This is a genomic window from Pandoraea sp. SD6-2, from assembly GCF_000389825.1.
GTDB classification, from domain to species: domain Bacteria; phylum Pseudomonadota; class Gammaproteobacteria; order Burkholderiales; family Burkholderiaceae; genus Pandoraea; species Pandoraea communis.
In genome coordinates this window covers 30926-50459 of sequence record NZ_KB944428.1, presented here as the reverse complement: position 1 = coordinate 50459, position 19534 = coordinate 30926, and the positions used below count along the sequence as shown (strand labels likewise).

The following is a 19534-nucleotide window of genomic DNA, read 5'->3' as shown; positions in this document are numbered from 1 at the left end:
CGCAATATCATGGCGCATCACTGGCTCGCGCCAGCCCCCGTGGCTCCGGGGGCAGCGCCACCGCTGCCACCACCGCCGCTCCCCCCTGCACCGCTTCCGCCGTCGGTCTGGATCATCGTTGGATAGAACTGCGGAATCGGGTACGTGAAACTATCCAGATAGCGCTTGTAGGCACGCGAGGCGGTCGAACCCAGCATCGGCAAGCCCGGCCCGGCTGCCAGATTGCTCGCTTGCAGCGCAAGCAAGGCCTCGGTCTCGTCGCCAAGCATGCCGCCGCGAGCGTGCTCCCCCACGCGCAACGGCGTATCGCGGCGAACCACGTTTCGCGGCACACGTCTGGGCTGTGCCGCAGGCGCCGCGGCTTGTGCCGTCTGCGCCGCTTGTGCCTGTCCTGCGTCTCCTGCCGCCGGCATGGGTTGCACCACGGGGGCCGTCTGCGCCGGTGCCGCCACGTTGCGGGCGTCTGCGCCGCCCATCGATCCGGTGATCGGCGCATTGGTCTGCGCCGCAGCCGCCCCGGCCCAAAGCACGGACACGGCCACGGTAAGCTGCGCCGCGCCCAGCAGCCGGGAGCCCGGCTTTCCTTGCCAATTCTGGACTGCCATCATCGCGTCTCCCTGATATTGCGCGACTCTTGTCTAGTGGTCTGCGCCGTGCATGAATGAAGAAGGCACTGCCTCACTGCGAATGGCCGAAACGATCGAGCATCGACGTCGGCATATCGCTGCGGGCGGCGTCACTCGCGCGCGCCAGCGTGGCGTCCGCCGCTGCCGCCTTGACCTGCGTTTTCGTTTGTCCCGTGCCCGGTTCGCTGCCTGATGGCAGACGCACGACGACCGGGCCGCCGGCGGCGCCAGCCACAACGGCACTTCCCGCCCCGCCCTGCGCGGTCGCCGCGGCTGACATGGGCGGTGCAATCGTGGCTGCGGCCTGCGCAGCAGCATGCGCGGCCGCAGCACGGCGTGCTTTCCCCTGTGCGCGGATATCCGCAGCGAGCTTGTCGATCGCGTCGCGCGTGGCCTGCGGCATCTTCGCGCGCGTCATCATGTCGTCCGCGCGCGAGCGCTCGCCCGTCACCACGAGGTACACCGCCAGATTGCTGAGTACCTTGCGGCTGTCCGGCCGTAACTCGGCGGCCTGAGCCAGCGGCACGCGCGCCGCCCCGGTGTCGCCGTTGTTCAGCAACGCGAAACCGAGATCGCTCAGATAGAACGCCTCCGTCGGCGCGCGAGACACCGCTTCGCGCAGCGACTGCGCCGCCCCAGCGTAATCCTTGCGCTGCGCCGCAACCAGTCCCACGCCATGCCACGCCGCTGCGGCCTCGTTTCCGCTCAGCAGCGTGCGGTAGGCTTGCTCGGCGGCATCCGGTTGCCCTGTCTCACGCAAGGCATCGGCCCGGAGAATGTCGATGTCCGGTGCCGAGCCGTACTGAATCCGGAACTGATCGATGTGGGCGAGCGACGCAAAATACGAACCCTGCTCCTGCATTTGACGAATCATCGACAGATACAACTCGCGCGTATCCGGTTTAGCGGCCTTGGCCTTCTCTTCGTCGTTCTGTTGCGCCTGCATCAGCGCGGCGGCCGACGGCGCGCCATATCCGCCAATGCGCGGACCGCCGCATCCGGCCAGCGTTGCCGCACACAGCAAGGCGATCAGCGAACCCGCTGCCGCGCGCCCGGCCTTGGGTTTGTATTGAACGCCGGCTGCCAGCGCGGCGCCCGAGAGGTGGTGTGTCGAGATTGGCATGGTCACTGCATGGCCTCCATCGATTTGGTCAGCGACAGGATGGCCGGCCCGGCGACCACCAGCATCAGCGCAGGCAGCAGGGTCAGCATCATCGCCAGCGTCATCTTCACGGTGAGCTTGCCGATGCGCTCTTTCATCGTCTGACGGCGTTGTTCCCGCAGGCGGTCACTGAACTGCTGCAACGGTTCCTGCACCGCACCGCCGTGTTGCTCGACCTGCACGATAAGCCGTACGAGCGCACGCAGATCGTCGTTGTCGTAGACCTCGCGCAGCCGGCCCATCGACGCCTCGCGCCCCCGCCCGGAGGCGTGCTGGCGATTGGCGTTTTCAAGCTCCCTGGACAAGATCGGCAGCACCTCACGGAAGTCGGAAACCACCACGTACAGGCTTTGATCCATCGACAGCCCCACGCCTTGCAGCAAGCGCAACAGATCGATGAGCAATGGCAGTTCCTCGATCAAATCGCGACGGCGCTGACCCGCCTTTCGCTGTATGTAGAACTTCGGTGCGAGCAACCCTGCCCCGGCAGCGCCGATCAGCCGCAGGATCGTGCTCAGCCCGCCGCCACCCGGCAGCCACAACCAGACGAGCAACGGCAGCGTCACCGCCAGCGCTACCCGCACAAACAGGAAGAGCGACTTGGCCCGCACACTGTCGTAGCCGCACTGTGCGAGTAGCAACCGGTCCTCGGCCGCGATCAGATGCTGCCCGAGACGTGTCTCCGACCACTGCTTGCCAAGCGCCGACGCACGGTCGATCAGCGTGCGCCACCCTCGCTGTCCGCCCTCGATCGTCTCCAGCCCATCATCGCCGCGCGTCCCCCCCAGCCCGCTCGGCGCGCTCGCGGCACGCAGCGCCGCCAGCGCCTGTTGCTGACGGCTTGCCAGTACCTGATCGATCATGCGTTCGCTACGGCCCTGGCGCATCGCACGCAGCAAAATGGCCGACGCGCCCAACAGCAGCCCCGCCGCGACCATCAACAGGCCCAGCATCATCCACAGGTGCCTATCGGACAACATCAAGGACAGGTTCATCTCGTTGGGTCCCCCGCGCTCACAGCGATTTGGCCAGCCGGTACAACACGAAGCCACCGACCACTTCCAGCCCCGTGCCGATTCCCAGCAACTTCATGCCGGCAGCCTCCTGGAACATCGGCTCGAAGAATTTCGGATTCAGCAGCATCAGCACCGCACTGACGATGATCGGCAGTGCGGCCAGCACCCATGCCGACAGACGGGTCTCGGACGACAACGCATACAGCTCGGCCTGCGCCTGCTCGCGATCGCGCATGAAGCCCGACATACGGGACAGGATCTGGTCGGCACGCCCCCCGAAGCGAGTGGACAGATCGACTACCGACGCGAACAGGTAAATCTCTTCGACCTGATACACACGTGCGATCTGCTTGAGCGCCACGTCCAGATCCACCCCCGCCTGCACCTGGCGCACTGCCCGTTCGAGCAACTCGCGCAGCGGCATGTCGGCGTTGGTCGAAGCCGTCTGAAAGGCGGCCGGCAGACTGTTGCCGACGGTCAGCATGCGCACCATGCCATCGAGAAATACCGGCAACTGGCGCACGATGTTGCGATGCCGGCGCGCCGCCTTGACCCCGTAACGCAGCACATTCCCGGCGACATACAGCGTGAGGATTACGATGGCCGAGAGCGGCCCCTGCCAGACCCACAACACGAATGCCAGCAACACCCCCGGCGCGATGAGCAACGTGTAGAACATCGGATCGGGTTTGACACCCGCGCGCTCGAAGAAGAACTCCCACGGCAACGACTTGCGGCGCGGCGCCCGGGAAGCGGCCCCTTCGCCGGCGGAAAATCGCGGCGCGTTATTCGCGAGCTGCTGCTCGAGAAACGCGCTCGTCGCCTGATCTCTCACGCGCTTTTGCGTGCGGCGCCACAGTTCCAGCCCCGCCGCGATCAGCAGCAGAGCGATGCAGATGACCCACAGCACGACGGGATTCATCGCCGGCGTCCGAAGAAGCCGCCACCGCCCGAATCCGGCGGCGTATTGCTCTGAGATTGCGCTGCGGCTGCCGCATTGCGCGTTTGCTCTTTGTAGCGCTGCAATTTCGGCGAGTGCGGCTGGATACCGAGCGAGATCCAGCGGTCCTTCTCTTCGCCATCGGGCCCAACGACCGATTCGTGACGGTACAGCTCCTGCGTGGAGATCACCGTGTCCGACACGCCGGTGACTTCGGTAATAGACAGAATGCGCCGGCGCCCGCTCGACAGACGACCGATCTGCACGATGAAATCGAGCGCGCTGGTGATCTGCCGGCGCAGGCTGCTTTCGCTGCCCTGGAACCCGGCAAAGCCCGCCAGCATTTCGAGACGATAAAGACATTCGCGCGGCGAATTGGCGTGAATCGTCGCCATCGATCCTTCGTGGCCCGTATTCATGGCCTGCATCATTTCCAGCACTTCCGAGCCGCGCACTTCGCCCACGATGATCCGGTCGGGACGCATCCGCAAGCTGTTGCGAATCAGATCGCGAATCGTCACTTCGCCCGATCCGTCGAAGCCGCCCTGACGCGACTCGAGCCGCACCACGTGCGGGTGATTGAGCGACAACTCGGCCGTGTCTTCGACCGTCACGACGCGCTCGGTCGCCGGAATGAAGCTGGCCAGTGCATTGAGCAGCGATGTCTTGCCCGAGCTGGTACCGCCTGACACGAGAATGTTGCAACGCGAGCGCACCGCCGCGTCGAGCAGACCGTAAATCTCTTCGTTGAAGCTGCCCAGCGCGAGCAGGTCGGAAGGCTTGAGCGGGTCTTTGCGGAACTTGCGAATCGAGACGACTGGCCCGTCCACCGCCAACGGTTCGATGACGACATTGAGACGCCCGCCGTCGGGCAGACGCGCATCGACCATCGGGTTCGACTCGTCGAGACGACGGCCGATAGGCGCGAGAATGCGGCGCACGATGCGCAGCAGATGCTGGTTGTCCGAGAAGCGCAACGCTTCGCGCGCCAGCACGCCGTGGCGCGAAACATAGACGTCGTTGTAGCCGTTGATCAGAATGTCTTCCACCGCCGGGTCTGCGAGCAGATCTTCGATGGGGCCGAAACCGGCGAGTTCTTTCGTGAGCGCATCGGATATCTGGCGTAGTTCCGATTCGTTGATCGGAATACGGCGCAAACGCACGAAGCCGTCCATCTCCAGATCGACAAACTGCTGGATCGCGCTGCGACTCCAACGCCCGAATTCGGCGCCGAGTTCCTCGATCCGTGCAAGCAGATGTTCGTGCGCAGCGGTCTTGATGTCCTGAAATTGCTGCGAATTGGCAAACGCACGCTTGTCGTCGGCAAATTCAATGGAGTCGGTCATATCAGTGCTTTCCGATGATTCGGCCCAGCCAGCCCGAGGACTGACGCTGCGCTGCGGCCCTGGCGTGTTGCGCCAAGAGCAACCGTTCGACGAGCGGCTGCAACGCGCGCACATACGGGTCGCCGCGCGCGGTATCGAGAATCAGTTTTCCCTGGTTGGTCGCCGAGAGCATCGCCAGCGGGCGATCGGGCAACGTGGCGAGCAGCGGCACATCGAAGCGCTTGGCGATCTGGTCGGCGGCCATGCCGTAACGCGGATCGTAGCGGTTGAGTACCAAGTGCAGATGATCGCGCTCAACACTCTTCTCTTCGAGATCACGCAGCAGCGAGGCGAGCGAGACAATCGCGCCCACACTCTGATCGACCACGAGCCAGACTTCGTCGGCCGCGCGCACGAGACTCGCCACGAATGCCGGATTCGAAAAGCCGCCGAGATCGGCCACGATCAGATCGAAGAACGCGCGCAAACGGTCGGTCAGCGCGAGTGCATCGGCAGCCGCCACGCTGCGCATGTCGCCGAGATCGAGCGGCAGCGGCAGTACGGCCAGACCGCTCGACGCGTGCGAGACGGCAGTGTGCACGAGGGTCTCGTCAAATCGCCGCAGGTTCTGCACCGCCTCGGCGAAACTGAACTGGCTCTGCGTATTGAGATACAGCATGCCATCGCCTGCGGGCAACCCAAGATCGAGCAACGCGACATGACCGAGCAGCGACGCATCGAACTTGTCGTCCTTGTGGTTCGCTGCCTTCGCCGCTTTGGCGGTCCTCTCCGGATGCCCCCCCACCGACAGTTCCTGACCGAGCTGCGACACGTGTGCGGCGAGCGTGCTGCATCCGACACCGATTCGCGCGCCAAGGAGCACCACGAAACGGCCGTGCCGTTGAGGTGACGCAACGTTGACCGTGGGCGTCTGTTCGACGACCCGGCGGATGACCTCGAGCGCCTCTTCGTGCGTCGAATGCATGTCGATGAAATCGTGCACCCCGGCGCGAATGGCCGCTTTCATGCCGTCGGCGCGCACCATCGAACCCACGGCCACCAGCGGCAGTTTGGGTGCCACGCGCTTGAGCATGTGTGCGAGTTCGGTAGCCGCGGCAATGCCCCCGTCAGGGCTATCGCCGGTGTGCTCCGTCGACTCTCCGGAGAAATCGAGCAGCACGACCTGCGGGTCGAGATCGCCGATGCGTTGCTGCAATTGCGCCGGACGGTCGGCCTCCTGGAGCACGACGCCCTCTTCGCTCAGCGCCGCCGAGAGCCACTGACCGTGGCCGGCATGCGCACTGCAAAAAAGGAAGCGATGCAACTCTGTCATGGTGTCCAGTATTCGCGTCGGTGCGTTCATTTGTGCACTCCTTGCTGCCCTGTCCCGGCTCTCGCTGTTATCCGCTCGATGCCGCTTTCCTGCCGGTGTCGGCGCTACTTCGAAAAACCCGGCAATTCGCTGTCGCTTGCCACGCCCATCAGGTAAGCCCCCCAGACCGGTCCCGGACGGCGCTCGCGCGTATCGCCCGGCAGCGGTATGTCCGCCCCACGGGCCACGGGTTTCACCAGATGCGGTGTGACGACGATGACCAGCTCCTTCTCGGCGCTGCTGTACTTCAGATTGCGGAAAAACGCACCGATGAGCGGCAGATCGCCGAGCAGCGGCACCTTGTCGACCGCAGACGTCGTCGTACGTGAGATCAGGCCACCGATGATGAAGCTCTCGCCATCGCCCAGTTCGACGGTCGTGTCCGCGCGACGTGTGGTGATCGCGGGAATCTGTGTCGAGTCGGTCACGATGGCGTTCGTAAAGTCGATGTCCGACGCTTCGGGCGCCACTTTCAGTGCAATGCGGTTCGGCGAGAGAATCGTCGGCGTCACGGTCAAGCCCACCCCGAACGGCTTGTAGACGATCGTGGTCGTGCCGAGGCCGCCCGACTGGGGCACCGGGATCTCGCCACCGGCGAGAAAGCTCGCGCTCTGCCCCGAGAGGGCCACCAGCGTCGGTGCGGCAAGCACCCGGCCAAGGCCGTTCGATTGCAACAGATCGATCTCGGCCGACATGCTGAATGCGCCCCGGGTGATCGAGCCGAAGAACGAACCGAAGTTCGCCACGCCGCTCGATCCGTTGGTGCCCCCGAACGCGGAGCTGAGCGCCGAGGTCACGCCAAAGCTGCCCGAGCCCGTCTTCTTCGACGCACTGAAGCTCGCCCCCAATTGATTGAGGATGTTGCGATTGATTTCGACGATCTTCACGTCGACCTGCACCACCCCCGTATCTCCGACCGTCGAGCGGTCAACGACGACGCCACCTTTACCTGTGGCATCGACCGCCGCCGATTGCAACCCGCTATGTTCGATGATGGTGTTCGCATGGCCCTTGATGAGCGCCGCGTTGCCGCGCGCGTCGACAGTGGCGCTGCCGGTGTCGCCCAACACACTCTGAAGATCGCCCGTCACATGGACTTCCCAGCGCACCGGGTCGCCGCCGCGCGGCCACGCAGCGACCTGCGTGATGCCGGCCTTCTTGCCCACGACCAGCACCGAGCCGCGCCGTCCGCCCGTGCCCTTGAGCACAACGATGTCGGCGATGGCCGGATCCGCCACGGCGACGCGCTCGAGCGATCCCGGCACTTGCAGTTCGCGCTGCTCGTGAACGCCCAGCGTCAGCGAGCGCGCCCCGGCGCTCGAGACGGGATCGGCCGCGTCGGCCAGACGCGCCGCTACCGTGGCGCCGCACACGATGAGCACGGCAAAGCACAACAGCATTCCCGTGACCCGTCTGGTCTCTCGTCTGGCAGTGCGAACCTGGCTTCTGATCATGGCGTGGCTGTATCGGTCACTGTGTCGGTTATATGGCGTAGCGTTTCCCATCCAACGTCACAACATCTGCTACATCAACAAGTTCAGTCGTTTCAATAAGACGCCGTGGTGCGCTCCGCGCCGCGCACGACCTCGATCGTGCCGCCACCGCCACTTCCGCCCGGTGCGCGAGGTGCGGCCGCTGTCCGGCGCACCGGTTCCCCGGCGAGCCCTGTCGTGGCAATTCCCGCGTAGGCCCGGTTCTCTGGCGTATCGAGCGCCGCCTTGTCGTCACCCTTCAGCCCAGACTTTCCTGCGAGCACCGGCGGTGGCGACGGGAACAGCGACGTGTCGGGCGTGGCATCGTCGCCCGGATTGCGCAGTGCCAGCATGATCTTGCCTTGCTGTGTGCCCAGTACCACACGGTTGACGTCGGCCACCGGCACGGCCACGACCGCAGCGGTCGCCGGCATGGGCGGCTGAGTATTCCCGGCCGGTGCAGGCTGCGGTGGCGGCGTGGTCGTCGCGGCCTGTACGGTAGACACCACGCTCGGCGCGGCGGGTGGCGGCGTTACATCGTCGAGCGATGCGTTGCCGTAGCTCAGCACCCGCACGCGAGACGCCAGCAGACGCGACTGTGTATCGTCGATCAGCCCCCCGGGCGTTCCTGCCGGTTGCGTGGTCTTCATGGTGAAGAAGACGTCCACGTAGTCGCCCGGACGGATGCGGTGACCGACACCGACGGTTTCGGTCACCGGAATGGCCACGGCACGCTCGCCGGTTGCGAGCTGCAACGCCAGGCCGCGGGCGAGCGTGTTTTGCGTGACAGGCACACCGGCTGCGAGGGCAACGAGCGGCACCCGTCCCACGACGTCGGCCGGGTTCGTGAAGGCGCCCACCGTCTGGCTATCGAACTGTTCGAGCTTCACGCCGTCTGCGCCGATGGGTTGGCCCGGCGAAAGCGACTTGGCCGCCACCACGGCCGGATAACGCTGCGTGAGCGTCTGTGTCACCGGTGACGGTGCCGTGGCCGGCGCCGGTGCGTTAGTCGTCCCGAGGCGCAGCGCAAAGAGCGCCAGCAGCACGCCGGCAACAACCAGCACAGCAGCAATAATCTTGGTGGCTTTGTTCATGGCTTGGGGCCTGTCGGCCGTTCAGTCACAACTTGCGGGACGCCGGCGGACCGGCGGCATGACAACGGGCAAAACCTCACATCGCTTTGTCGCTTGCGCTACGAATTCAACATCTGCTCAACCCCGGCTCAACTCCCGCCCAGCGTAGACGTATCCAGCGTGATGGCTGCGGTACCCACAATGTTCTGCGGCACCAGGTTAGTCAGCCCAGGCCAACTGACAGTCATCGGCTGCGTCAACGTCAACGTAACGCGTACGATGCATTGCGAACTGCTGTTGGTGGCCGACGCCGGGCATGGCGCACTCGCGTCCGACGCGAAACTGGCGGTCACGACCGATGCCGACGGCCAGGTCAGCGTGCTGTTGATCGCCTGCGTGGCGTAGGCCTGACGCTGCGACATCGTGCCGGCGCGCAGCATCGCCCGGCCGGCCTCGGAGGCCGCCTGGGTGAGCATCTGTCGGGCAAGGATATTGATGGAGAACGAGACGGCGACATAAAACGCGGGCAGCAGAATCATCAGGATGAGCATGAATTCCAGTGCAGCGACGCCGCGCGAGTTCGCGCATCGCAGCCTTGCTCCTGCCTGTGCCCCAGACCATTTCATGACGACACTCCCCGTCGCGCACGGCACTCTGTGGCCGTGTTTGGCGACGCATTGGTACAACCCATTTGCGCGGCGTCGCCCGCGCCTCCCGTTTTGCGGTGCTGCCTGAAGCAACACTCGTCACCTCTGCGCTTCTTTACCTCTTGTTCCACGCGGCTCACGCCCTGCTCTGCCGCGCCGCACCTCCTGCGCTCACCTCACCACCAGCGCCGCTGCGGCCAGATACGCCCCATAGGGCAATCCGATACGCCCGGCCCGCCAGTGCAAAACCCGTTGCCAGACACGCGAGGCGCTCAGCGCGTCGCACCCATGTGCCAGCCACTTCAACCGTCCCGTCAACAGCACCAGCGCATGTACGCCAGCGGCGACACTGGCCAGACACCACACCGGCAGCAGCGCCGGATAACCCGCCACCAGACCGATCAACGCAAAGAGTTTGACGTCGCCGCCTCCCATTACGCCGCGCCACCAGAAAGGTAGCAATACGATCAATCCCAGAAGGGCACCCAATCCGTGCACCCACAACACCCGAGGCTCGCCATGCCATGCCCGCCACGCAATCCAGACCAGTGCCAATGCCCCCACACACAGTAGCCAGACATTCGGAATACGACGTGCAATCAGGTCGGTGATCACAATTGGCACGCATAACAACCACAACAGCATCAGCACAGCGTATCTCGCATCAATGAGAGGCAGCCGACGTGGCCGCCGACGTCACCGTGCTGAAGGCGCTTGACAACACGTCGGTGAGATTCGTGAACACCGTTGTGCCAATCACCACTGCCACGATGGCGGCCAGAATGCCGTACTCAAGCGCCGTGACACCGCTTTGCCGCGACAGTCTGCGCTGCCGCCCGGCCCCGCCTGCTTGCCTGCCCCGCATGATTCGCATGATTCGCCCTCGCGAATACAGCCTTTCATCGCGCTGAATGACGCCGTCAACCGAACGGTGTCCTTCCCTATATCGCCAGCGTGTCTCTGGGTTGCATGCACATTGCATGCTGGCACTTGTTACTGCTGACTGGCTTCATACGGCCCGCAAGACAAACGCGTCAGCCACCCGCGGATGTCACCGCCGACGACAACTTCGAGAAGATCTGACTGAACGTCGTAGTCAGGCTGCCGTAGACCGTGCCGCCGATCACCACCGCTACGATTGCGGCGAGGATGCCGTACTCCAGTGCCGTCACGCCTCGCTCGTCGCGTGCAAATAGTCGAAAACGCTTGCTGAGTTTCATATCACCCTCCCTCAAATAGGTGCCAGGCGCCCGCTGGCATGCATGACGAGAAGTCACCGGCCTTGCGGTCGTGTGGCATTGGCTCGCCATTTCGCTTATTAACTCTTGACTTCGGCCTCGGGTTCACTGCGCCATAAGGCTTGCGAACCTCATTTATGTTGCACGCCAACATTTCTTTACTTGTTGGAACAGCCTTTGCTGCGGCGTGCTATTTTTTTCGATGCTAATTTAATCTAAAACACAAAAAATAGAGCATTACTTCCAATCACCCTCAAAAACGCAATAAAGCGTTACTCAGGTTGCCCAAACAATACTCCAAAACCAGGTAATGCAACCCTCATGAGGGAAAACCATGATTATTGCAGCACCACACACCTCAAGGCGACAGCTACCCATACGCGCAGCACCTATTTAAATAACTATTCATTCATTGCGCGTCTGATCCGGAAAAAGCCAAGCGTCGCGCGCTACTACTTCCAATTACGGCGTGCGCATCGTTTTCTCCGCTCGGGTATTACCCGAATCGCTCACACCCCATCATATTCACCACCTTCCAAAGTCAATTTCGCCAGTGGCGTTACGTAACGTTCTCCGTAACACACCCCGTAACGGGAACAGCAATTCACCTGAAATTCGCTGTTTCCCGATGGCGTTAACCCTGCCCCACCTTCTTCGGACGACCACCGATCTCTCGATCAAAAAGATTCTTGTTTTCTGAAACGCAAATAAATACAGGCTTTCAGCCAATTACCCAGAAAACTAGAAGGCTTATTCAAACCTGAATTCAGAGATTGGCACAGCTCTTGCGGATATCCCTGCATCGCAACGCTAAAGATCGCCGGGGGACACCATGATCATTGGCAATACCAAACAAACGATGCAACCCGCAGCAGCCGTCACGGCCGAGCGGCAACGCATCGCGGCGATGCAGCGCAGCGCTGCTGCCGAAAACGATCGTAGAGGCGCAAGCCCAGGGAGGGGCGGTGCAGAAGGCGGTGGCGTACGCGCCACCGCCACACCGACCGACGCAGCCAACGCTCGCAGCACCGGCAACACGAATTCGGCCCAGGCGATGACGGGCCCCGATAGCGCAGTGGTCAACGCGCTCCTGTTCGCACTCATCGCACAACGCATGAACGCCCGACTGGCCGCGCAAGACGCGCTCGTCTGAATACCAAATAGACCAGATAGAGGACACCACCATGAACAACTTCCAACGCAACCTTCTCGCTTCCGCCTGCCTTCTCGCCGTCATTACGATGACCGGTTGCGCCAGCTCCGGCTCGGGTGGCACCAGCGGCTCTCTCGGGGATGGGGGTGGCACCTCCGCTGGCACCGGCGGTGGCGGCGGCACGGGCGCCGGCACTGTCCCCGACGGTTCGGGGACCGGCGGCAACGGTAGCGGCGGCGGGAACGGAAACGGCAATGGCAATGGCAACGGAAATGGGGATGGCGGCACGGGCGTTGCGACCAACCCAATCGGCACCGTCGCCGGTACGGCCAGCACGGGGGTCGTGACGCAAGTCGGCAAGACCGTCAGCAGCGTTGGCACGACGCTCGCCGGCACCCAACTGCCGCTGCTCAGTTCGCAAACACAAAGTGGTCTGGCGGGTGCCGTTGTCTCCACCGGCAACGCCGTACAAACGCTCGGCAACGGCCTGTCCGACGGTCTGGGCAAGCTCGGTTCGGTAAAGGACCCGCTCAATCCGACGCTCGCCAGCGTAGGCGGTGTGGTCTCGAACCTCGGCACGGCCGGCACGCAACTGGGCAGCGCCGTCGCAGGCCTCGGCCAGACGGGGCCGCTGGGTAACACGCCGGTCAACGGCGTTACCACGCTGCTCGGCGGCGTCGTGACGTCGGTCGGCAAGGCAGGTGAAGCCCTCGGCGGCGGACTGACGCAAACCATCACGAGCGGTCCGGTGCAACAACTGACGTCGGCGCTCTCGTCGGCCATCAACCCGATCACGAACGTTGTGACCAACACCACGCAAACGCTTGGCAACGCCACGGGTGCCGGTACGCCTGTCGCAGGTTTGCTGGCTCAGGTCGGCGGGGGTCTGGCAGGTGTCGGCACCAAGATCGGCGGTCAGTTCAACAACCCGATCGCGGCTAACGTCGGCGGCATCGTCGCGGGGGTCGGCAACACGGTGGCCAGCCTTGGCGGCGTCGTTCACGGCACCCCGACGAGCGCCAACCCGCTCGCCCCGCTCACCTCGGCCCTGAGTGGCCTTGGTGGTCTCGGTGGCGGCACCGGCTCAAGCCCGCTCGCCCCAGTCACGAACCTGTTGTCGGGCCTGACGGGCGCGCTCGGTGGTGCCACCGGCGGTGCCCCGGGCAGCAACCCGCTCGCCCCGGTCACGAACCTCGTCGCCGGGCTGACGGGGGGCCTCGGCGGCGCCGCTGGCGGAGCCTCGGGCAGCAACCCTCTCGCCCCGGTCACGAACCTCGTCGCCGGTTTGACAGGCGGCCTCGGCGGTGCCGTTGGCGGTGCCTCGGGCAACAACCCGCTCGCCCCGGTCACGAACCTCGTCGCCGGTTTGACGGGCGGCCTCGCTGGCTCGCTTCCGGCAGGTGCAGGCGCTTCGGCAAGCGCCGGTGGCACGTCGGCGGGTGCGGGCGGCTCGGCCTCGGGTGGCGTACTTGCACCGGTCACCTCGCTGCTCGGCGCCGTGACGGGTGCGGTCGGCGGCGCCACGGGTTCGGGCAGCAGCAACGGCGGCCCGCTCGCACCAGTGACCGGCCTGCTTGGCGGGCTGCTCGGCGCAAAGAAGTAAGCCGGGGCCCAAGACCCGACGACGTCATCCAGATGGCCGCTCGATCATGACCCGCGCGATTCCTCCGCCCGTCTGCGACCGCCGCGATCCGGCCCTCGCCCCGATGCCCACGCATCGGGCCAGGCAAGTCCGGCTCCGGCGCACCCCACACGCCGCGCTCACACAATGGCATCACAGCGAGCGGCCCCGGTTCCTCAAGTGGAAGTCACCACCTCACCGCGCGACACGTCGCCGGCAAACATTCAGAACGATCAAGGGAGATAGCCATCATGTCCAACGCACTTCAACGCACCCTCCTGGCCTCGGCCGCCATCGGCGTCATCGCCCTCACCGCCTGCTCCAGCGGCGGTGGCGGCAGCGGCGCTACCTCGACCGGTGTCACGGGTACCCCAAACGCAGTCGGCACAACGGCGAGCGGCGCAGGCGGCGTCGTGAGCTCCGCAGGTAACATCGTCAGCGCCTTGGGCGATCAGGTCGCCAACACCCAACTGCCGCTCGTCTCGCAGCAAGCCTCGCAAGGCTTCGGTGGTGCACTCTCGAATACCGGCAAAGCCGTCACCGACCTCGGCAATGGTGTGAGCAATGGCCTCGGTCAATCGGGCACCTCCGCTGACTCGGTGGGCATCACGCTCGCCAGCACCGGCAACGTTGTCACCGATCTGGGTCAGGCGGGTGTGTCGTTGGGCAGCGGTGTCGCCGGAATCGGCAAGAGCGGCCCGCTCGCCGGCACCCCGGTCGATACGCTCACCGGTGCACTCGGCAACGTCGTCGGTACCGTCGGTCAAGGCGGCATCGCCGGCGGTGCGATTTTGAAACAGGCCTTCTCGGGCGGCCCGGTGACGCAGGTCACTTCCACCCTCTCGGCCGCCGTCAATCCAATCACCAATGTGCTGTCGGACACCACGCGCACCGTGGGTAACACCACGGGCCTCGGCGGTCCAGTGCAGAACCTGCTGACGGTACTGGGCGGCACGGTCAACACCGTCGGCTCGACGATCAAGGGCACGTCGCCGAATCCGGTCGTCGGCGCACTGGGTAACACGGTGATCGCCACTGGCAACACGGTCTCCGGCCTCGGTGGCTTCGCGAATGGTCAGACATCCACTGGCTCGTCGAATCCGTTCGGCTCGCTGCTCGGCAATCTCGGCACGACCACGGCAGGTGGCGGGGGCAGCGCGTCGAACCCGCTCGGCTCGGTCACGGGCCTGCTCGGCGGACTTGGCGGCTCGGGCGGCGGCAGCCCGCTGGCCCCCGTCACGGGCCTGCTCGGCGGTCTGAGCGGCGGCAGCGCATCGGGCGGCAGCAGCAGCCCGCTGGCTCCCGTCACGAACCTGCTCTCGGGGGTGACGGGCGCAGCCGGCGGCAGCTCGGGGGGTGCGGCCGGCGGTCTCGGCTCTCTGCTTGCGCCAGTCACCGGCCTGCTCGGCAGTGTGGCGAGCGTCGGCAAGTAATCGCCCGCCCAACGTTGCATTGCGCGCTGCGCGCATGCACCACCCGAGTCATCGATAAGGAGATGCCATGGCCCGCTTCATTCCCGACACCGGCGTTCTAATGCGCGGTCATGGCGAATCCGCCCCGCAAATTTCCGAACCCGTGGCAGTGCGCGAAACCGGCGACGGTTTCGCGAATGGCCACAGCCATCACACGTACGGCACCGAGTCGAGTGCCGCCTCCGGGGCGACGTCGACTGCCTCCCCGCTCAACGCAACGCACGGCACCATGAGCGATCGACATACGAACCGAAACGAACTTGTCGCCGGCATCGTCCGCTCGCTCGGACGCCGGCTCGCCGTGTACACCGCGCTCTATCACTCGGCGCTTGCCGAACAGCTCGGCCTGAACGTCACCGATCTGAACGCCCTCGATCTGATTCTCGAACTCGAATCGATCACTGCCGGCCAACTCGCCGAACTCATGGGTGTGAGTTCCGGCGGCATTACCACGGTCATCGACCGGCTCGAACGTGCAGGTTTTGTCGAGCGTGAGAAAAATCCGCACGATCGCCGCATGGTGATGATTCACCCCATCGAAGCGCGTTGTGCGCAGATCGAGCAGTTCCTGTCCTCGGTGTCGCGTGAGCTCACCGCAGTGAGCGCCGCGTACGACCACAGCGAACTCGCCGCGATTCACGATTTCCTGGTGCAGAGCATCCGCACCCTGAAGAGCGAAACCTTCCGTCTTCGTTTCGAGGCCGATCAGGACATCGCCGGTCTTGTCTCGAACAGCCGGGGCGCGTCGACCAAGGTCTGAGCGCGCGGCAGTGCCTTAACGAGGAGAAACGTCATGTCGAAGATTCTGCGCCCCACGTTGCTTGCTGCAATGGCGGCGGGCATCGTCAGTGTTACCGGCTGCTCCAGCTCGGGAGGCGGCAGCGGGGCCACGGCCAACACCCCGGCCAACCCCGCGAACCCGACGAATCCGAACTCGCCGGCCAATCCTACGAATCCGACGAATCCGGCGACCACCAGCAATGGTGTGGCCGCCTCGGTCGGCTCGGTGGTCAGTGCCATCGGCAATCAGGTCTCGGGCACGACGATTCCCGGGGTGTCGCCGCAGGCCACACAAGGCTTCGGCGGCGCGCTCACGCAAACCGGCAACGCCGTCACGGATCTGGGTACCGGTATCGGCAACGGGCTCGGTCAACTCGGTAAGTCCGGCACCGATCCGGTCGGCATCACGCTCGCGAGTACGGGCGGTGTGGTGTCCGATCTCGGCAAAGCCGGGGTATCGCTGGGCGGCGGCGTCGCCGGTATCGGCAAGAGCGGCCCGCTTGCCAACACGCCCGCCGATACGCTCACTGGTGTGCTCGGTACCGCCGTCGCCACCGTCGGTCAGGGGGGTGTGCAAGGTGGCGCGGCGCTCACTCAAGCCCTCACCAGTGCCCCCGTCGTGCAAGCGACAACGGCGCTTTCGTCGGCGATCTCGCCGATTACCAATACGGTGGTAACGACGACGCAGACAGTCGGCAACACCACCGGTCTCGGCGCGCCTGTCGCCGGCCTGCTCGGCACGCTGGGCGGGGCATTGAACTCGGTGGGCACCCAGGTCAAGGACGCAGCACCGAACGCCGTCGTCGCAAGCCTCGGCACCCCCCTCGCGGCGCTAGGCAACACTGTGACGAGTGCCGGCGGGCTGCTCTCCGGCGCGACCGGCACCGCGAATCCGAATGCGCTTGGCAACGTGCTCGCCAACATCGGCAATACCACCGCGACGCCCACGACGGCGAGCGGCGGCAATCCGTTGGGCAGCGTCACCGGCTTGCTCGGTGGACTCACGAGTGCGACAGGCTCGTCCGGCAGCAATCCGCTCGGCGCAGTGACTGGCCTGCTGGGTGGCGTGACGAACACCGCGGGCGGCGGCAGCGGCGGCGCGGGTAATGCGCTGGCGCCGGTCACCACCCTGCTGAGCACCGTCACCGCCCCCTTGACGACGCTGGCCAGCGCGAGCGGCGGTGGCGCGGGCGGCGCAGGTGGCCTGCTCGCACCCGTGACAGGTTTGCTGGGGGGACTCGGCGGACTCGGCAGGTAACGCGAGGCATCGAGACACCGAAGAGAATCGCGAGGGGGGGGCGTCGGCGGGGTGCAGGCCCCAATGACGACGGCAAACCCGGACAGTGAAGCGACACTGCCCGGGCTTTGTCGTGTCTGCGCCCTGAACGACATGCCGCGTCGAATGCGCGGAGGCCGGTAGAAAAAGCGCGTAAAAAAACCCGGACTGCATCGCGTCCGGGGTTTTGTATTTTGGGCGATTGCGCAGACGCGCGTCGCACCGAAGCCGCTACGGCACGTTCATTGATCGCGGATCCACGTCTGCGTGCGACCGATCAACGAGATGCCGATGAAGCCGCGAACATCGAGCTTCTTGCCACCGTCGACCACGGTCATCTTGCAGTTGTACTCTTTGCCGTTTTCCGGATCGAGAATCTTGCCGCCGCCGTACGTGTCGCCGTCTTTACGCACGCCGCGAATGATCTGCATGCCGAGCATCTTCTGGCCCTTGCGTGCGTCGGTGCAGGCCGAGCACACGCGCTCCGGATCATCGCTTTCGCCGAGCCCCTTGGTGATGGTGCCGACGTATTCGCCATCCTTCTCCGAAATCGTCACGAGGGCTTTCGGCTTGCCGGTATTGTCGTCGATGGTCTTCCATACGCCGATCGGCGATGCATCGTCGCCCGCCATTGCCGCTTTGGCCACACCCCCCAACAGCGCCACTGCGACGAGCGCGTGAGCACCCAGACGTCGCCACGACGTCGCGTTAGAAATCTGCTTCATGGTTGTCATCCTCCCGGATACGGAATTGATTGTCGTAGGACTCGCGATAGCCGCCATTGCCACCCGGCCGCATGCGCGAGTCGCTTTGAAGATTACGCCAAAGGCGTGACGCCGTGCTGAGGAAGTCCTCTAGCCGAGAAGCGCTCCGTTCCTCTGATCGATGCCGACAATTGCGCCGGGAGGCAACGTTACTGCTCCCGTATCCAGGTCTGCGTGCGGCCTAGCAGCGAGATACCGAAATAGCCTCGAACTTCGAGCTTTTCGCCGCCGTCGACAACGCGCATCTTGACGCCATATTCGCTGCCGCTGTCCGGATCAAGAATTCTCCCGCCGGTGTATTCGTCGCTCTCCGGAGCTTTGCGCAGGCCGCGAATGATTTGCAACCCCTGAAGCTTCTTCCCCTTGCGCCAATCGGTGCAGTCATTGCAGCGACGCTCGAGCGCGTCGCTCCTGCCGAGGCTCTTGGTCAGTGCCCCCATGTATTCACCGTCTTTCTCGGAGATGGTGATAAGCGCCTTCGGGTCGCCGGTTTCGTCGACGATTCGCCATACACCGACAGGCGTCGGCATGTCCGCAGCCGCCATCGCGAAGAGCATGTTGCCCGACAAGGCAACGGCGACGCACAGACGTTGCCACAACGATGCATTCAAAATCGCTTTCAAGATGACCTACGTACCCGAGACAAGAATGAGATTGACGATTACAGGGGCGGCAAGGCAATCGCGGTCAGACGCCACTGCACGAGATTGCGGCGCGTGAGCGTAAACGTCACGACGCGCTCCGGACGGTCACTGCGCGACACATGCACAAGGAAGTGACTGAAATCCTGAAACTTGGTTCGCGTGATAGTACGCGGCGGCTCATTACCCGAGGGTGACGATGGGCTCGATTCGCTACCCGCCGAGGGTGCCTGCGGTGAACGGCTCTGCGCTTGCGGCGGCTGTGGCGCCGCATCGTGCGGGGCCGGGGCATCCGGTGCCGGCGGCAGTCCCGTGCTGTCACCGCGCAGCATGGCGGCCACGGCCTCCGGCGTCAGCAACGCCTCGACCACGCGATCCGACACCCAACCGCCCAGCGCGAGCGCCAGCGCGCCGAAGGCGTTGCCGCGTTGTTTGTCCATCTGACGCGTGAGTTCGTCATGCAAACTCATCTTCAGACTCTCCCGAACTGCGGGATAGTCCACATACGACGACAATGCCGTGGCATCGCGGGCGTTGGCGGCGTCGCGCGCGCGCCACAAGGTGTAATACGGCGTACCGAAGAGCAACCCCAGCACCACAACCAGCGCTCCAATGGAAATGCCGGCAATTGACAGCTTACGCATCGTAAAACTCCATCGATCAAACAGCGCATGGTAGGCGACATACCACCCCCCCACCTGCTGGCTTACATTGCTTTACAAATCATTACAGCACGCCGGCTTGCGTCCTCTTACTCTCAAAGCATAGCGGCAAGACCGCGACACATACCGGCGTACGCCGATCCGGGTGGCGAGACATGTGTGCGGCACGCGGCAGTTCAACTGACAAGGAGGTGGCAACATGCGTCACACTCGACTTGTCCGGATAATGTGTTTCGTCATGCTGGCCGGTGCCGCTTTTTGCGCATCGGCCCGATCGTCGTCGGACGGCCGCTT

The 19534-nt window shown here is 64.6% G+C and carries 20 protein-coding genes; 5 read left to right on the top strand and 15 right to left on the bottom strand.

The genetic code is table 11. The features are described 5' to 3' along the window. Window positions 1-17: 17 nt before the first annotated feature. The 12 genes from C266_RS06370 to C266_RS06315 all read right to left on the bottom strand — a co-directional run bounded on the left by C266_RS06370 (window position 18) and on the right by C266_RS06315 (window position 10853). Window positions 18-608 carry a DUF3613 domain-containing protein gene (locus C266_RS06370; protein WP_010808830.1) on the bottom strand — a complete coding sequence of 197 codons (591 nt, stop codon included), beginning with the start codon at window positions 606-608 and terminating at the stop codon, window positions 18-20. Window positions 609-678: 70 nt separating this feature from the next. Continuing rightward, the gene (locus C266_RS06365) at window positions 679-1749 is read right to left on the bottom strand and encodes a tetratricopeptide repeat protein (RefSeq protein ID WP_051126170.1); all 1071 of its coding nucleotides are present in this window, start codon (window positions 1747-1749) and stop codon (window positions 679-681) included. 2 nt (window positions 1750-1751) lie between these two features. Further along, the gene (locus tag C266_RS06360; RefSeq protein ID WP_246189772.1) at window positions 1752-2783 is read right to left on the bottom strand and encodes a type II secretion system F family protein; all 1032 of its coding nucleotides are present in this window, start codon (window positions 2781-2783) and stop codon (window positions 1752-1754) included. 19 nt (window positions 2784-2802) lie between these two features. Then, window positions 2803-3726: a type II secretion system F family protein gene (locus tag C266_RS06355; RefSeq protein ID WP_010808827.1), complete on the bottom strand. Its 924-nt coding sequence runs from the start codon at window positions 3724-3726 to the stop codon at window positions 2803-2805. After that, window positions 3723-5090: a CpaF family protein gene (locus tag C266_RS06350; protein ID WP_010808826.1), complete on the bottom strand. Its 1368-nt coding sequence runs from the start codon at window positions 5088-5090 to the stop codon at window positions 3723-3725. The genes C266_RS06355 and C266_RS06350 overlap by 4 nt, the downstream gene beginning before the upstream one ends. Window position 5091: 1 nt before the next feature. Then, window positions 5092-6432, bottom strand: a complete 1341-nt coding sequence (locus tag C266_RS06345; protein ID WP_010808825.1) for a MinD/ParA family protein — start codon at window positions 6430-6432, stop codon at window positions 5092-5094. A 74-nt stretch (window positions 6433-6506) separates the two neighbouring features. Further along, window positions 6507-7841 carry a type II and III secretion system protein family protein gene (locus C266_RS06340; protein WP_010808824.1) on the bottom strand — a complete coding sequence of 445 codons (1335 nt, stop codon included), beginning with the start codon at window positions 7839-7841 and terminating at the stop codon, window positions 6507-6509. Between the two features lie 146 nt (window positions 7842-7987). After that, window positions 7988-9007 (bottom strand): Flp pilus assembly protein CpaB, encoded by a 1020-nt coding sequence (gene cpaB, locus C266_RS06335; RefSeq protein WP_010808823.1) that lies wholly within the window; start codon window positions 9005-9007, stop codon window positions 7988-7990. 128 nt (window positions 9008-9135) lie between these two features. Further along, window positions 9136-9612: a TadE/TadG family type IV pilus assembly protein gene (locus C266_RS06330; RefSeq protein WP_010808822.1), complete on the bottom strand. Its 477-nt coding sequence runs from the start codon at window positions 9610-9612 to the stop codon at window positions 9136-9138. A gap of 192 nt (window positions 9613-9804) precedes the next feature. Continuing rightward, entirely contained in the window at window positions 9805-10278 is a 474-nt protein-coding gene (locus C266_RS06325) for a prepilin peptidase (protein ID WP_081636189.1), read from the bottom strand. 19 nt (window positions 10279-10297) lie between these two features. Further along, a complete protein-coding gene (locus C266_RS06320; protein WP_010808820.1) occupies window positions 10298-10507 on the bottom strand; it encodes a Flp family type IVb pilin in 210 nt (69 codons plus the stop codon). 160 nt (window positions 10508-10667) lie between these two features. After that, window positions 10668-10853 carry a Flp family type IVb pilin gene (locus C266_RS06315; RefSeq protein WP_010808819.1) on the bottom strand — a complete coding sequence of 62 codons (186 nt, stop codon included), beginning with the start codon at window positions 10851-10853 and terminating at the stop codon, window positions 10668-10670. Between the two features lie 850 nt (window positions 10854-11703). Between C266_RS06315 and C266_RS06310 the strand changes: the two genes are divergently transcribed. The 5 genes from C266_RS06310 to C266_RS06290 all read left to right on the top strand — a co-directional run bounded on the left by C266_RS06310 (window position 11704) and on the right by C266_RS06290 (window position 17155). Further along, window positions 11704-12024, top strand: a complete 321-nt coding sequence (locus C266_RS06310) for a hypothetical protein (protein WP_010808818.1) — start codon at window positions 11704-11706, stop codon at window positions 12022-12024. Between the two features lie 31 nt (window positions 12025-12055). Beyond that, window positions 12056-13627 carry a collagen-like triple helix repeat-containing protein gene (locus C266_RS06305; RefSeq protein ID WP_010808817.1) on the top strand — a complete coding sequence of 524 codons (1572 nt, stop codon included), beginning with the start codon at window positions 12056-12058 and terminating at the stop codon, window positions 13625-13627. A 269-nt stretch (window positions 13628-13896) separates the two neighbouring features. Further along, complete coding sequence (locus C266_RS06300; protein ID WP_010808816.1) at window positions 13897-15078, top strand: collagen-like triple helix repeat-containing protein; 1182 nt, start codon at window positions 13897-13899, stop codon at window positions 15076-15078. 67 nt (window positions 15079-15145) lie between these two features. After that, window positions 15146-15877, top strand: coding sequence for a MarR family winged helix-turn-helix transcriptional regulator (locus C266_RS26075; RefSeq protein ID WP_010808815.1), 732 nt, complete (start codon window positions 15146-15148; stop codon window positions 15875-15877). A gap of 33 nt (window positions 15878-15910) precedes the next feature. After that, a complete protein-coding gene (locus tag C266_RS06290) occupies window positions 15911-17155 on the top strand; it encodes a collagen-like triple helix repeat-containing protein (RefSeq protein WP_036661802.1) in 1245 nt (414 codons plus the stop codon). A gap of 260 nt (window positions 17156-17415) precedes the next feature. On the opposite strand, the gene C266_RS06285 is transcribed toward C266_RS06290, so the two are convergent. From C266_RS06285 to C266_RS26070, 3 genes are all read right to left on the bottom strand, one after another. Next, window positions 17416-17898: a DUF2147 domain-containing protein gene (locus C266_RS06285; protein ID WP_010808813.1), complete on the bottom strand. Its 483-nt coding sequence runs from the start codon at window positions 17896-17898 to the stop codon at window positions 17416-17418. Between the two features lie 188 nt (window positions 17899-18086). Then, window positions 18087-18560 (bottom strand): DUF2147 domain-containing protein, encoded by a 474-nt coding sequence (locus tag C266_RS06280; protein ID WP_051126169.1) that lies wholly within the window; start codon window positions 18558-18560, stop codon window positions 18087-18089. Window positions 18561-18598: 38 nt separating this feature from the next. After that, a complete protein-coding gene (locus C266_RS26070; protein WP_010808811.1) occupies window positions 18599-19222 on the bottom strand; it encodes a DUF2939 domain-containing protein in 624 nt (207 codons plus the stop codon). Between the last annotated feature and the right edge of the window lie 312 nt (window positions 19223-19534).

Bases quoted from the DNA above. Each gene is read 5' to 3' on its own strand.
- C266_RS06370 (WP_010808830.1), bottom strand. From the start codon at position 608: ATGATGGCAGTCCAGAATTGGCAAGGAAAGCCGGGCTCCCGGCTGCTG.
- C266_RS06365 (WP_051126170.1), bottom strand. From the start codon at position 1,749: ATGCCAATCTCGACACACCACCTCTCGGGCGCCGCGCTGGCAGCCGGC.
- C266_RS06360 (WP_246189772.1), bottom strand. From the start codon at position 2,783: ATGAACCTGTCCTTGATGTTGTCCGATAGGCACCTGTGGATGATGCTG.
- C266_RS06355 (WP_010808827.1), bottom strand. From the start codon at position 3,726: ATGAATCCCGTCGTGCTGTGGGTCATCTGCATCGCTCTGCTGCTGATC.
- C266_RS06350 (WP_010808826.1), bottom strand. From the start codon at position 5,090: ATGACCGACTCCATTGAATTTGCCGACGACAAGCGTGCGTTTGCCAAT.
- C266_RS06345 (WP_010808825.1), bottom strand. From the start codon at position 6,432: ATGAACGCACCGACGCGAATACTGGACACCATGACAGAGTTGCATCGC.
- C266_RS06340 (WP_010808824.1), bottom strand. From the start codon at position 7,841: ATGCTGTTGTGCTTTGCCGTGCTCATCGTGTGCGGCGCCACGGTAGCG.
- cpaB (WP_010808823.1), bottom strand. From the start codon at position 9,007: ATGAACAAAGCCACCAAGATTATTGCTGCTGTGCTGGTTGTTGCCGGC.
- C266_RS06330 (WP_010808822.1), bottom strand. From the start codon at position 9,612: ATGAAATGGTCTGGGGCACAGGCAGGAGCAAGGCTGCGATGCGCGAAC.
- C266_RS06325 (WP_081636189.1), bottom strand. From the start codon at position 10,278: ATGCTGTTGTGGTTGTTATGCGTGCCAATTGTGATCACCGACCTGATT.
- C266_RS06320 (WP_010808820.1), bottom strand. From the start codon at position 10,507: ATGCGAATCATGCGGGGCAGGCAAGCAGGCGGGGCCGGGCGGCAGCGC.
- C266_RS06315 (WP_010808819.1), bottom strand. From the start codon at position 10,853: ATGAAACTCAGCAAGCGTTTTCGACTATTTGCACGCGACGAGCGAGGC.
- C266_RS06310 (WP_010808818.1), top strand. From the start codon at position 11,704: ATGATCATTGGCAATACCAAACAAACGATGCAACCCGCAGCAGCCGTC.
- C266_RS06305 (WP_010808817.1), top strand. From the start codon at position 12,056: ATGAACAACTTCCAACGCAACCTTCTCGCTTCCGCCTGCCTTCTCGCC.
- C266_RS06300 (WP_010808816.1), top strand. From the start codon at position 13,897: ATGTCCAACGCACTTCAACGCACCCTCCTGGCCTCGGCCGCCATCGGC.
- C266_RS26075 (WP_010808815.1), top strand. From the start codon at position 15,146: ATGGCCCGCTTCATTCCCGACACCGGCGTTCTAATGCGCGGTCATGGC.
- C266_RS06290 (WP_036661802.1), top strand. From the start codon at position 15,911: ATGTCGAAGATTCTGCGCCCCACGTTGCTTGCTGCAATGGCGGCGGGC.
- C266_RS06285 (WP_010808813.1), bottom strand. From the start codon at position 17,898: ATGAAGCAGATTTCTAACGCGACGTCGTGGCGACGTCTGGGTGCTCAC.
- C266_RS26070 (WP_010808811.1), bottom strand. From the start codon at position 19,222: ATGCGTAAGCTGTCAATTGCCGGCATTTCCATTGGAGCGCTGGTTGTG.